12 protein-coding genes are annotated in these 13,648 nt (G+C 47.0%); 7 read left to right on the top strand and 5 right to left on the bottom strand.

The genetic code is table 11. From position 1 onward, the window contains the following. Positions 1 to 10: 10 nt before the first annotated feature. From HGO26_RS09830 to HGO26_RS09820, 3 genes are all read left to right on the top strand, one after another. On the top strand, positions 11 to 2,725 hold the full coding sequence (locus HGO26_RS09830; protein ID WP_168824887.1) for a TonB-dependent receptor: 2,715 nt from the start codon (positions 11 to 13) through the stop codon (positions 2,723 to 2,725). A 136-nt stretch (positions 2,726 to 2,861) separates the two neighbouring features. Then, complete coding sequence (locus tag HGO26_RS09825; RefSeq protein WP_168825076.1) at positions 2,862 to 3,527, top strand: peptidase; 666 nt, start codon at positions 2,862 to 2,864, stop codon at positions 3,525 to 3,527. Next, positions 3,524 to 4,294 carry a PepSY domain-containing protein gene (locus tag HGO26_RS09820; protein ID WP_168824885.1) on the top strand — a complete coding sequence of 257 codons (771 nt, stop codon included), beginning with the start codon at positions 3,524 to 3,526 and terminating at the stop codon, positions 4,292 to 4,294. Before HGO26_RS09825 ends, HGO26_RS09820 begins: the two co-directional genes overlap by 4 nt. Before the next feature lie 148 nt (positions 4,295 to 4,442). On the opposite strand, the gene HGO26_RS09815 is transcribed toward HGO26_RS09820, so the two are convergent. Next, positions 4,443 to 4,988: a mechanosensitive ion channel family protein gene (locus HGO26_RS09815; protein WP_106651494.1), complete on the bottom strand. Its 546-nt coding sequence runs from the start codon at positions 4,986 to 4,988 to the stop codon at positions 4,443 to 4,445. 106 nt (positions 4,989 to 5,094) lie between these two features. Here HGO26_RS09815 and HGO26_RS09810 point away from each other — a divergent pair, with 106 nt between their 5' ends. The 4 genes from HGO26_RS09810 to ahpF all read left to right on the top strand — a co-directional run bounded on the left by HGO26_RS09810 (position 5,095) and on the right by ahpF (position 10,193). Beyond that, complete coding sequence (locus HGO26_RS09810; RefSeq protein ID WP_168824883.1) at positions 5,095 to 5,838, top strand: spermidine synthase; 744 nt, start codon at positions 5,095 to 5,097, stop codon at positions 5,836 to 5,838. 89 nt (positions 5,839 to 5,927) lie between these two features. Then, a complete protein-coding gene (locus tag HGO26_RS09805; RefSeq protein ID WP_168824881.1) occupies positions 5,928 to 7,463 on the top strand; it encodes a leucyl aminopeptidase in 1,536 nt (511 codons plus the stop codon). Between the two features lie 427 nt (positions 7,464 to 7,890). Continuing rightward, complete coding sequence (gene ahpC / locus HGO26_RS09800) at positions 7,891 to 8,460, top strand: alkyl hydroperoxide reductase subunit C (RefSeq protein WP_105250080.1); 570 nt, start codon at positions 7,891 to 7,893, stop codon at positions 8,458 to 8,460. Between the two features lie 161 nt (positions 8,461 to 8,621). Continuing rightward, positions 8,622 to 10,193, top strand: a complete 1,572-nt coding sequence (ahpF, locus tag HGO26_RS09795; RefSeq protein WP_168824878.1) for an alkyl hydroperoxide reductase subunit F — start codon at positions 8,622 to 8,624, stop codon at positions 10,191 to 10,193. A 73-nt stretch (positions 10,194 to 10,266) separates the two neighbouring features. On the opposite strand, the gene HGO26_RS09790 is transcribed toward ahpF, so the two are convergent. The 4 genes from HGO26_RS09790 to dsbC form a co-directional block, all read right to left on the bottom strand. Next, a complete protein-coding gene (locus tag HGO26_RS09790) occupies positions 10,267 to 10,707 on the bottom strand; it encodes a GNAT family N-acetyltransferase (protein ID WP_113939821.1) in 441 nt (146 codons plus the stop codon). Between the two features lie 34 nt (positions 10,708 to 10,741). Then, positions 10,742 to 11,077 (bottom strand): hypothetical protein, encoded by a 336-nt coding sequence (locus HGO26_RS09785; protein ID WP_258547618.1) that lies wholly within the window; start codon positions 11,075 to 11,077, stop codon positions 10,742 to 10,744. Positions 11,078 to 11,088: 11 nt separating this feature from the next. After that, positions 11,089 to 12,813 (bottom strand): single-stranded-DNA-specific exonuclease RecJ, encoded by a 1,725-nt coding sequence (recJ, locus tag HGO26_RS09780; protein ID WP_168824876.1) that lies wholly within the window; start codon positions 12,811 to 12,813, stop codon positions 11,089 to 11,091. Positions 12,814 to 12,907: 94 nt separating this feature from the next. Further along, complete coding sequence (gene dsbC, locus HGO26_RS09775; RefSeq protein ID WP_105250085.1) at positions 12,908 to 13,633, bottom strand: bifunctional protein-disulfide isomerase/oxidoreductase DsbC; 726 nt, start codon at positions 13,631 to 13,633, stop codon at positions 12,908 to 12,910. Positions 13,634 to 13,648: the final 15 nt, after the last annotated feature.

The following is a 13,648-nucleotide window of genomic DNA, read 5'->3' as shown; positions in this document are numbered from 1 at the left end:
TAGGCTTATTATGTCCCGCTCTGCAGTAATGGCTTCAATTGCAATATCCCTAACAAGTATGGCCACTGTTTCAGGGATAGCAGCCGAAGCCGAAACTGAAGTAATGTTTCCAGCATCTGCAATTAAACCTCAATTATCGACTCCCACTGCTATCGAAAGGATTGCCATTACAGGGAGCCGAATTCAAAGGGAAGAGATGGCCTCCACCGCGCCTATGACCGTTTTTACCGCACAAGATATCGAGAAAACTGGTGCCACCTCAGTTGAAGTATTGCTGCAAAGAATGACGGCCTCTGCGGGGTTTGCGGGTAATCAAACGAATGCCTATTGGACTGAGGGTGGCTATGGTTCAACCCAAGTTAACCTGCGCGGATTAGGGGTAAATCGTACACTCGTACTGCTCAATGGTCGACGTATGGTGAACAGTGGCACAGGGGCAAACTCCTCCGTGGATCTTAATACTATTCCCATTAGCGTGGTTGAACGAATCGAGGTATTAAAAGATGGTGCATCCGCCATTTATGGTGCAGATGCGGTTGCTGGCGTGGTCAATATCATCACTCGGCAACAAATCGAAGGGGTTGAATTTCAAGCGAGAACGGGCATAACCGAGCAAAATGATGGTGAACAGTACAAGCTCGACCTTGCCCTCGGTCATATAGGTGAGCGTGGCAGTGCATATGTGGCGATGAGTTACGATAAAACCCAAGCCGTCGATATGCTGAGTCGCGCACCTTGTCCGCTTGAGGAAGTGAATGGTGAGCTAGTGTGTGGCGGTAGCTCGGCGCTGCCGGGAGGCAGAGGCCATTTCATTGATGCAAATGGCAATCAAATCGGCAATGAATTAATGCTATTGCCAACAGGAAGTGCCCCTTACACCAGTAGCCATAAGGATAATACTTATCAGTATTTTAATGCGGTTCAACCTAACGAGCGAGTCAATCTGTTTGCCTACGGTGAATATGACTTAACGGCGAGCAGCCAAGTGTTTGCTGAGGCTATGTACACTCACCGTAGCTCACAATTACCCGCTACTCCGCAATCGGTGTCAGGTATCGTGATCCCTGCTTGGCATGAATCAAATCCGACCGATGCAGACTTCCTTCTCCAGAGTCGCAGACTGGCAGAAGCTCCCCGACAATTTAATATTCAAGCGGATACTTGGCGCTTAGTGACAGGTTTTAGAGGTGATTTAGACAACGGTTGGCAATGGGATGCTGCCGTTAACTTCGGCAGTAATCGTGGTTCCTATGAAGTGACCAATGTCATTAATAAGGTTCGTCTTGCCGACGCGACAGACTATAGCAATTGTAATCTTGATCCTAATGTACCTTGCGCAGACTTTTGGGGAGCAGGCTCACTCACACCAGCAATGCTGGACTATTTTCTGTTTAATATGCGTGATAGCGGCGGTAATGAGCAGTTTAGTCTCACAACGAATATCACGGGCGATCTATGGCAGTTACCCGCAGGCATGATGAGTTTTGCTGTAGGACTAGAGCACAGAAACGAGAAAGGATGGAATGATCCTGACCCACTTAAAATCAGTGGTGAAGCAAACACTGCCCAACAAGATCCGATTGATGGTCGTTACACTGCCGACGAAATTTATCTTGAAACCTTGTTACCTATGTTAAGCGGTCTGCCCTTTGCTAAGTCGGTCGAATTAACTGCGGCGCTGCGATATTCCTATTTTGATACCTTCGGTGGCGATACCAATTATAAAATGGGGCTACTGTGGGTCGTCAATGACGCAGTGACACTGCGAGCCACACAATCCACGGCATTCAGAGTACCGAATATTCCTGAGTTATTTGGTGGTATTGATCAAGGTTCCATGAATACCACAGATCCTTGTAGCGAGTGGGCTAAGCTCGACCCAAGCTCGAATCGATATGCTAATTGTATGGCATCAAACGTGCCAACGAATTATAAGCAAGAAGGCACAATTTTAACCGACCGTGGTGGCAATGCCGAGCTAGAACCAGAAGAGGCCAATACCTTTACTGCCGGTATTGTTTGGGATCTGGGATTTATTGAAGGGCTCAATATCACGCTCGATTACTACAAAATAGAGATTAATAACGCCATTAACTCAGTCAATGGTTCGAGCAAATTAGCCGCCTGTTACGACAGTAAAGGGATGACGCATCCTTTCTGTAGCGACGAGCACTTTGTGCGAGACGCGATGACAGGCAACATCACCTATTTACAAACACAACTGGGCAACGCCGCCAACGAAGTGGTTTCAGGTGTTGATATGGCGATGTTTTACCCAAAAGAGATGGGCAGCGTTGTGACTAATACGACTTGGGAGCTGAGCTATTTAGATCAATACGATCTACAAACCTACGCTGGCGCCCCCGTTGAATCACGAGCTGGCACCATTGGTTATGATGGTAGCTACACCAAATGGCGCTCAAACCTCTATTTTGATATCACGAATGACAATTGGCGCTTTAGCTACAACATTCAATATATCGGCGCGGCGGATGATCAATATGCCAATGCCGGAGATATAGGTGACGCCGTTGATGCGGTCACTTACCATAACGCACAGGTTCATTATCAAATGGACAGCAATATAGCCTTAACGGCAGGTATCGATAACCTGTTCGATAAACCAGCGCCATATCATCAAAGCTATACCGACGGTAATACCAACACTATGACGTACGACCTAATGGGACGTCGTTACTATGTCGGAATGAAATGGGCTCTGTAGTGCTTTGGGCTTAAGGGGTAATCCCCTTAAGCAAGCAGGCTAAATTAGTTAATAAAATAAAAGGTGAGTCATCAACTTGAAGCGGGTTAACACACTAAAACGAGTCTCATCGGCGCACTTTCTGCACCGATGGTTGATGCTATTGCTGGTACTGCCGATTGGGATCTGGTCAGTCACCGGCAGCTATTTTGTATTAATGGATCTTGGGTTTATCCGTGGCGATCATATTAAAGTTCAAGACATCCAGCATATCGATCCCAGCCAGATCCAGTACCCAATCGCAGCGGTTTATGCGCGTTTCCCTAAGGCTCAAGCAATCGCGTTAACCTCAATCACTGATACTCTCTATTACCGGATTAAACTGAACGATAAGTCCATTCTAGTGGACGCAGATTCGGGTGAATTATTGCCTTCGATAACGGAGAAACAAGCCCGAATGATAGCTTCAAACTATCAGCATAACGGGTCTTTACCCTTAGAGGCTAAGCTTGTTAGTGCAACTCTGCTCACCGATATCGCCCCAGCTAAACTAGCGCCGCAATACCTACCAGTTTGGAGAATGGATTTTAACGATAGTGCAGCCACAAGCCTTTATCTGTCAGCGACAACGGGTGAGTTAGTCACGCGCAGACATGACTATTGGCGTTTATTCGATCTCTTTTGGAAATGGCACATTATGGATTACGACGAGGGTGAAGCCATCGACAATCTTCTACTGCTGAGCACGGCTCTAATCTCTATTGTGGCTGTATTAGCTGGCTTCGTCTTACTTTGGCAGCGCAGAAGGAAGTATCTGAAATGATGCCGAAACTTAAACCTAAGCTCCAAAGTAAACACTTCAAACGCTGGGTCAAAATCGCCCACTATTGGCTCGGTGCCATAGTAAGCATTCAACTGCTACTTTGGCTTGTTACTGGGGTCTATTTCAATTTAACGCCCCATGATGAACTCAAGGGAATGGAGTACCAGCTTAGCCATAGTCCTGCACCGCAAAAGCAAGAGTTTGATCCACAAAAGCTCGTGGATATCGCTCCCTTACTGGCTAAGCATACTCAGGTAGAAAGCCTGACATTAATGGCGCTCGCGGGTAAGCCCGTTTATGTACTCGATGCAAAGGTGCAGCGCTATGCACACCAGTGCCAGCAGCAAACCTTGATTGATGCCTACACAGGCAATTCCTTACTCATTGATAAACAAAGCGCGCAACAACTGGCGCTTGAAAGTTATACCGGGCCAGGGAAAATTACCCAAGTTAAGCAAATATCAGCCCCCATTAGCGAGTGGCCAACCCAGTGCAATTCACTTTGGCAAATAGATATGGATGATGACCTGTCGACGCGAATTTATATCAATACAGTTAATGGCGAATTAGTTGGCCATAAAAATGACCACACAGACATCGCCGACTTGATGTTTAAATTGCACTTTATGGATTACCTCAATCAAGGTACTTTTAACAACCCCTTTAGCTGGCTGCTGGGGATACTGACCTTGTTGTTATCCCTATCTGGCCTGTATTGGGTTATTGATAATCTTGTACTCAAGCGCTATCGGTTAAGTCTGAGTTGAATGGCTAGAACGGCAAGAGCTATTTTATTCATCTCATCGTACGCCGCGATGGGTTAATAGACCCTATAAGCCTGCCAAACGACTCAGACACGCCCACGAACGCTCAGCACAGTTTGATAATCAATATAGCGCTGCGCAACTATCCAAACTACTCAGGATCAAACTTCTTTTTGCCTTCGAGTAAGGCCTGACGTTCGGCTAAGGGAGTTTGATCGGCGAGCTTTAACACTGCCTTTTGCAGCATGAGGTTATTAGGATAAGTGATGGTATCGCCGTTATCGCGGTGAATAAGCACATGGAATAAAGCGATTTCGATGATCACGCCGCTAATATCTTCATCCTTATCTACCACCCGAATGCGCTCGCCGATACGGTAAGGAAACACGAAAAAGATCAGCACGCCAGCAGTTAAATTACTCAATATCGACCATTGAGCAACCAATGCAACGCCCATCACCGCAAAGGCAGATGACACAAATAGCGACACATCCTGATAGCCCAGTCCGAGCGAGACCGCCATCAATGACAGAGTAATAAAAAACATCACATAGGAAATAAAACGGGTCACTAAACTGGTCCGTGCAACACTCACTTGCTTCATTTGCGCGAGTTTTCTAACCCAATGGGTTAAGGCGCGCTGTAAAAAGATAAACACTGCAAGATAAATACAGGCAAGCAGGATTTGATTTGTCATAATAGCGGCTCAATTAACTAAAACTGTCTGAATTCTAACTTTTTTGCGCGAGCAGTTATAGCCCGTGCAAACAAGCCAAACAGCTAAACCGAGTAATTAATCCAATATGGCCGATTCTACCCTCTTACATGAAACCCAAGACGCACTAGGCCCGATTCGTGTAATCGATTACGACGACTCACGGATCCTGTCCTTTGGGGATAACGATGAGCAGAGTAAGATCCTCAAGGCGGCGCCCTATATTCCCCAGCACACTTATGTGCAAGCCATGTTGTTGGTTTTACTGTTTTGTAAGCCTAAGAGCGCTATTGTTTTAGGTTTAGGCGGTGGCTCGATTATTCACTCACTGCGCAATTTCGACGCGGCAATAAAGTTAACAGCGGTGGAATTACGCCCCGCGGTGATTGAGTTAGCTAAGCGCTATTTTCAGCTGCCGATAGGTAAAAAGCTCAATCTTATCAATGATGATGCTATTGCTTTTTTAGCTGCTGGCGATCATAAAAAAGTGGATGTAATTTTTGCCGATATTTACACAGCCAAAGGCGTTGAAACAGGGCAGCTTTCGCCAATATTCCTTGAGCAGTGCACTAACCTCATCAAACCCAATGGGTATTTAGTGCTGAACTGCTGGAAAGAACATAGCCAAAATCGCGAGTTGTTAGCCGACTTACAACAACACTTTGCCCATGTGAACGCTTGTCTCACAGGCGGCGGTAATTGGGTGATTTTTGCGAGCCAATCGCCACAGCTTTTAGGCACCTCGGCCCTTAAAAGTAGTGCTCAATCTTTATCGCAACAATTGGGTTTTGCCCTTGATCGATCATTGACACGCTTTGGCCCTTGGATTTAATACTAATATCAGCAAAATAGCGTAAATTAGTTAACCCTAAGGCTGAGCTTTGATATTCTTCTCACACTTCCATGATATGAGCTGTCACCATGAAAAATAATAATAAATTGATATTAAGCGTTATGGCTCTGGCGTGCCTTAACTCTCTCACTGCTAACGCCGAAAGTTTTAGTTTTGACACTCGTAGCTCACTGAATTCAGATACACTAGTGCTATTCCAAAGCGCTGATTCTACTACCTATGGGATCGACTTTTTACCTCAGTCGACCCAAGATCAATTAAACCTAGCAACGGCGGATAATATTTTTTCCGGCAAACGGGGAGAAATCCTCGAGATTTTGGTACCCAGCGAAATTGATGCTAAACGGGTCTTACTGGTCGGTATTGGCGATGCAAAAAACTTAACGCCCGGCGACATTAATACCATCGGTGGCAATGTTGCGGCTAAACTCGATACGGTTCCCCAAGCCACTGTGCGTGTACTCACCCAAGGCTTAACTGCCGCGCCGCTATTTGCCTCTGAGCTTGCCCACGGAATTGAACTACGCAGTTATCGTTATACTCAGTTCAAAGCGAGCCCCCGTGCCGAGAAGAATTACCAAATCGCTGTCGATGATTTAAGTCGCAACCAAAAACACCATAAAAATCTGCAAGCGGTTGAAGCAGGTGTGTTTTTAGCGCGCGATCTGACAAACGCACCTGCAGACATTATGTATCCCGACAGCTTTGCTAACGAAGCCAGAAAACTCAAATCCCTCGGCGTTAAAGTCACGGTATTAGAAGCCAAAGATATCGAACGTCTACAACTGGGCGCCTTAGCTGCTGTAGGTAAAGGCAGCGAGCGCCCACCTAAGTTAGTGGTCGCCCATTGGCCTGGTAGCAAAGACGCGCCAATCGCACTGGTCGGTAAAGGCATCACCTTCGACTCGGGTGGTTACAATATTAAGGCGACAGGTACTTCAATCGCGCGGATGAAGTCAGATATGGCAGGTGCAGCCACAGTGCTTGGCACTATTAAAGCCATGGCGATTCAAAAAGCGCCAGTCAACGTAGTGGCGATTATGCCCATGGCGGAGAACATGGTATCGGGTCATGCAATGATCCCTGGTGATGTGATTAAAACCGCCCAAGGTCTCACCGTTGAAGTGCTCAATACCGACGCCGAAGGTCGCCTAGTGCTGGCCGATGGCCTCTGGTATGCCAGAGAAAATTATAAGCCATCTGTGATTATCGATGTTGCGACACTGACAGGCTCAAAAGTGAGTGCATTAGGCAATGTTTACGCAGGCTTGTTTACCGATTCTGAGCCTTTAGTGCAGCAGCTAACTTATGCAGGTCAACAGGTTGGCGAAAAAGTCTGGCGCTTACCGTTAGATCAAGCCTATGCGGATGAGCTTAAATCCACTATCGCGGATCTCACAAACACAGGTAAAGAAGGCAGCGCGGGCGCTTCCTCTGCGGCCATGTTCTTAAAACGCTTTGCGGGCGAACAGCCTTGGGCACATATCGATATCGCGGGCAATGCCTTAACCGCCACCGATACCGCTGTTGTGCCTGCGGGGGCAACAGGTTACGGCGTGCGCTTACTCAGCACTTGGTTAACTCAACCCAAAGCACAGAACTAGAACCTAGGACCTAGAACCTAGAACCTAGAACCTAGAACCTAGAACCTCAGTATCTTGTTTTAATTGTATTTACACTTTAAGGGATATCATTGATATCCCTTTTTTATGCTCGAAATTTATCTTATCTCAATCACCAAAGACCAAAGACCAAAGACCAAAGACCAAAGACCAAAGACCAAAGACCAAAGACCAAAGACCAGCAGGCTAAACCCAAACTACACCCAGTCACGCCAAACCCGCAGCAGTCACAGAAAAACCGATTGAGTCCGACCTAATCGCATCGTCATTCGACCAAACCGATTAAGATAATAGTTTTTATCCGTTATCTTAATTTTAATCGAGTCGGTAATATGCTTCACATCGACAGGACGCAAGCAAATGTCCTCGTTATGAACTTAAGCCATCATCAACTAAATGGAAGCATAAAATGACTCAATCAATTATCAACAGCACAATCAAACCATTCAAAGCCACTGCATTCCACAATGGTGAGTTCGTTCCAGTAACTGAACAAGACCTGTTAGGTAAGTGGTCTGTTGTCTTCTTCTACCCAGCAGATTTTACCTTTGTTTGCCCAACTGAATTAGGCGACATGGCTGATCACTACGAAAAACTGCAAGGTATGGGCGTTGAAGTTTACTCAGTATCAACTGACACACACTTCACTCACAAAGCATGGCATGACACGTCAGACACCATCAAGAAGATCAACTTCCCAATGCTGGCTGACCCAACAGGCACTATCAGCCGTAACTTCGGCGTGATGATTGAAGAAGACGGTTTAGCACTGCGTGGTACTTTCGTGATTAACCCAGAAGGCCAAATCAAGGTCAGCGAAGTTCACGATTTAGGCATCGGCCGTAGCGCTCAAGAGCTAGTTCGTAAAATTCAAGCAGCTCAATATGTTGCTACTCACGATGGCGAAGTTTGCCCAGCTAAATGGCAACCAGGTGACGAAACATTAGCACCGTCTTTAGACCTCGTTGGCAAAATCTAATTTAGCCTGCAAAGCGTCAACCCCGCCAGTCTAGCATCCCAAGCTGATTGGCGTTACAGCCAACACAGTTGTAGCGCCACGCAGCAAAGGATTAAGCCCGCCCCTGCAAGGGCCTAGACTGGCCCCCTTTTCTCCCTTTTAAGCTATTTTGGAGTCATCAAATGTTAGATGCGAATTTAAAAAATCAACTGCAAACCTACCTGCAAAACCTCAAGAGACCAGTTGAACTTGTCGTGTCTGCAGATGAGAGTAGAAAGTCTCAAGAATTAAAAAGCTTAGCGCAAGACATTGTCAGCCTATCTTCTCTGGTGAGCCTGAAAGAAGTTCAGGGCGAACGCACCCCGGCAATGACAGTGATTAACCCAGAGCTTAATACGCAAATCAGCTTTGCTGGTCTGCCTATGGGTCACGAATTTACGTCACTCGTGCTGGCATTACTGCACACGGGTGGACACCCAATCAAACTCAGCGATGATATTATTGAGCAGATCCGCAATCTGCCAGGCAAATATGCCTTTGAAACTTACGTCTCACTGACCTGCCAAAACTGCCCAGACGTAGTACAGGCACTGAATATGATGGCGGCCATTAACCCGAATATCACCAACGTGATGATCGACGGTGCCCTGTTCCAAGAAGAAGTGACCAGCAAAAACATTATGGCTGTGCCTTCTGTCTACTTAAATGGCGAAGTGTTTGCCGCCGGCCGTATCAGCATTGGCGAGATCCTCAATAAACTGGATACCAATGCCGCAAGCCGTAAGGCCGATGAAATTAATGAAAAAGCGCCATTCGAAGTCTTAGTCGTCGGCGGCGGCCCAGCCGGCGCAGCAGCCGCTATTTATGCAGCACGTAAAGGACTTCGCACCGGTATTGTTGCCGACAAGTTTGGCGGACAAGTGGCTGAAACCGTCGGTATCGAGAACTTTATTTCGGTCAAAGCGACCGAAGGTCCAAAACTAGTAGCAAACCTTGAAGCCCATGTAAGAGACTACGAAGTCGACATCATGGACAACCAAAAAGCTTTGTCATTGACGACTGACGGTTTGTTCGAGCTTGAACTGGCAAGCGGCGCTAAATTACGTAGCCGTACCGTATTGTTAGCCACAGGTGCCCGCTGGCGTGAAATGAACGTCCCCGGCGAGAAAGAATACCGTGGCAAAGGCGTCGCATACTGCCCACATTGTGATGGCCCGTTATTTAAGGGCAAGCGTGTGGCGGTGATCGGCGGCGGTAACTCAGGTATCGAAGCGGCTATCGATCTTGCCAACATAGTAGAACATGTGACTGTGCTGGAATTTGATAAAACCCTGCGCGCCGACGATGTACTGCAACGTAAAGCGGCTTCTATGGGTAACATTAAAATCATTACCCAAGCCATGACCACTGAAGTGACTGGCGATGGTACTCGGGTTAATGGCCTGAACTACACTGACAGAGCCACTGGCGAGAGTCACCATGTCGCACTTGCAGGTATCTTCGTGCAGATTGGGCTAGTACCGAATGCGGAATGGTTGAAGGGCACGATCGATTTAACCCCAAGGGGCGAGATCATAGTCGATGAGCGCGGGCAAACCTCAGTTCCAGGTATTTTTGCCGCAGGTGATGTCACTAACTCACCCTTCAAGCAAATTATCATTGCCATGGGCAGCGGCGCGACCGCATCACTGGGCGCATTTGATTACTTAATTCGCCACAGCGATGAAGAGACCGCCGCGACCAAAGCCGCTTAAGGCTTAACTCATCAACAGACATCAAAGCTAACGCAAAAAAATAGCCAGCATTTGCTGGCTATTTTTTTTGATGTTAACTAAGGCATTGATAAGGCTTAGCAGGCCTAATTTGCATGAGCATTTCAGGGGTATCGACCGCTTTAAATCCAAACTGGGCGTAGAGTCCATGGGCATCGCGGGTGGCTAACATTATCCGTCTTAAACCTTGTAATTCAGGATGTTCAAGAATCGCTGTTATCATCAACTTACTTAAACCTAAGCCGCGGTGCGACTCAAGTACAAACACATCGGCAAGATAGGCAAAAGTGGCTTTATCTGTGATTAAGCGGCCAAAAGCCACTTGTTGATTGTCCTTATCAAATACCCCAAAACACAGGCTATTGGCTAACGCTTTTTGTAGCAGCGCCTTTGGCATGCCCTGCGCCCAATAGCTATTACTAATAAAGCCATGAATAACCTCAAGATTCATTTCAGCTTGATCTGTACTGACTCTGTATCCTGTTTCCTGCTGCATTTTCCTTTCTCCGAAATTTTCCGTTAACGTCAGTTCAGGTGTTATTGGCACTCATAAATATCATAAATGCCATCGCTAATAACACCACTTTAGCTAACGAATACAAAGCCCCCGCTAAAGTGCCACCGCCATGATAACTAAAAGCTAAGTGGCGATTGATTTCATACTTAAAGGATTTAGCTAAATAACGGTAAGCGAGAAAGTAAAACAAGGAGGCTGCGGGCCAAATCCCCATAAGTAGCATTTGCCCCTGAGCCTTAGTGGTGAGTAAAGTTGAGATAAACGGAATGCTTAAGCAGACAACATATATCCAAGCAAAACGCTTAAGTAGCTGGCGGATTTTTTTATCGGATAATGATTTCAACTTCACTCCTTGTCATCTTACATAGCTTCGATTTGCTCAACCATAAGTTGCAGCGAAAAATTGCCGCGATACTCATTCACATCGAGTTTATACACAACACGAGCATGATTAATCGTCGCATCTGGCCAAGTGTGCAAATCCACATTAAAGGCAATGGCATCGAGCATCACAGTGCCGCATTGGGTTTCGAGTACGAGCTTAAGGTGGCGCTCACCGACAAGACGTTGTTGCACTATCGTAAAGTAACCATCGAATAACGGCTCTTCGAAAGCTTGTCCCCAAGGTCCCGCATTACGCAGTAACTGAGCCATTTCAAGATTCAACTCTGCTGGAGTGAGTTCGCCATCGGACCAAAGCTCGCCCGTTAACAACTCAGGTTTAAGCTGCTCACGCACCGCATTATCATAGGCTTTAGCAAATGTAGCAAAACTGCCCGCTTTGAGCGATAAACCCGCCGCCATTGCATGACCACCAAATTTGATAATCAGTCCCGGATGGCGAGTGTTCACTAACTCCAATAAGTCGCGCATATGCAAGCCTTTGATCGAACGCGCAGAACCTTTAATTTCACCATTGCCCGCATCGGCAAAGGCAATCACGGGTCTATGGTATTTGTCTTTAATGCGCGAAGCCAAAATCCCGATCACGCCTTGATGCCAATCCTCTTGAAATAAGGCAATTCCCCAAGGCAACTCGGCTTCGTTAAGCTTTAAGTGCTCAAGGCTTTTTAAGGCTTCCTGCTGCATGCCGACTTCCAGCTCACGGCGTTCTTGGTTTAACCCATCGAGTTCCGCTGCCATACGCCGCGCATACATCATGTCTTCACAGAGTAAGGTTTCAACCCCAAGTGCCATTTCATCCAGCCTGCCTGCAGCATTAAGCCTTGGGCCCACGGCAAAACCAAAGTCGGATGCGACAATCCGCGCCGGATTTCGCTTCGCCACTTCAAGCAACGCAGTAATCCCCACACGGCAACGCCCGGCTCGCACGCGCTGTAAACCTGCTTCAACCAAAATACGATTATTGGCATCGAGTGACACCACATCGGCAACGGTGCCAAGGGCAACGATATCGAGTAGTGTGCCTAAATTAGGCTCAGCAATACCATGGGTTTGATACCAGTTTCGCGTCCGTAATTCAGCCCTTAATGCGGTCATCAAATAAAAGGCCACGCCGACACCCGCTATCGATTTACTGGCAAATGGACAGCCCGGTTGGTTAGGGTTCACTATCGCATCGGCAGCGGGTAACTCATGGCCGGGTAAATGATGGTCGGTAATCACCACTTGCATACCAAAGGCTTTGGCCGCTGCAACACCGTCAATTGATGAAATACCGTTATCGACAGTGATCAGCATTTCAGCCTGTTTAGACGCCGCAACTGCAACAATTTCAGGGCTTAAGCCGTAACCATAATCGAAGCGATTGGGGATCAAATAATCCACTTTCACCGCGCCCATCATCCGCAGCGCCAACATACACACACTGGTCGATGTGGCGCCGTCTGCGTCAAAGTCACCCACGATCAGAATCGACTTATTCGCCTGCATGGCATCGGCGATAAGCACCGCGGCTTCGGGCAACCCTTTCATAGTTTCAGGTCTTAATAGACCCTTAAGGACAAGCTCGCATTCGTGGGTTAGCGCACCACGACGAGCGTAAAGCTGTTTCAATAGCGGCGAAAGATGAGCGGGTAAATGGCTATCATCAACGGTTGGGCGACGGACTATCTTATGGATCAAGGGACTCAAACTCTCATGAAATCGTGGCAATAAGATAACAAAAAGGTGAGCCTTAAGCTCACCTTTCGTGGGAAAAATTTTACATTTTAGGCTGTTACTGACGTGCCTCTAAGGTGCGTAATAAGTCTTCAGGCGGTTGATAACCAGGGATCATATTGCCATCTTCTAATACGATTGCAGGCGTACCATTGACACCAAAGGTTGTACCTAAAGCATATTGCTCGGCAATTTTAGCATCACATGTTGCCGCGGCAACTTTGCTGCCTGCTTTAGCATCAGTCATGGCTTTTAATGGATCTTTAGCACACCAGATAGCTTGCATCTCATCGGCATTAGCTGACGGCACACCCGCGCGCGGGAAGGCTAAGTAACGCACTGTAATACCAAGTTTATTGTAGTCAGACATTTGGCTATGCAATTTACGGCAATAACCACAACTAACATCGGTAAATACAGTGACCACGTGTTTTTCGTTTTTCGCTTTATAGACAAGCATATTCTCTTCAAGCGGCTTCATCATTTCTAAACGCGGACCCGCTAATGCGGCTTCGGTTAAGTTTTTCATGCCCTTATCGATATCATACACACTACCGTGGAATAGTTTTGAACCATCACGGCTAATATAGAGCACGCCGCGGTTAGTCATGGCTTGATACAAGCCCTCAATTGGTGAGTCCTGCATAGAAATGACTTCAACATCTAACATCTCACCGAGTTTTTGCTTAATCGCAGCGGTATCGGGAGACGTCGCAGTGGCAGCGCTGGCAAGTGGTGCAACTAGGAGGGCAAAAACTAAGGATAATGCTGGGGTCAACTTCATGGGACATCCTATAAA

Origin of the sequence: Shewanella oncorhynchi, assembly GCF_012584455.1 — a bacterium.
In the GTDB taxonomy this organism is placed as follows: Bacteria; Pseudomonadota; Gammaproteobacteria; order Enterobacterales; family Shewanellaceae; genus Shewanella; species Shewanella oncorhynchi.
This window is presented reverse-complemented; position numbering and strand designations above follow the sequence as displayed.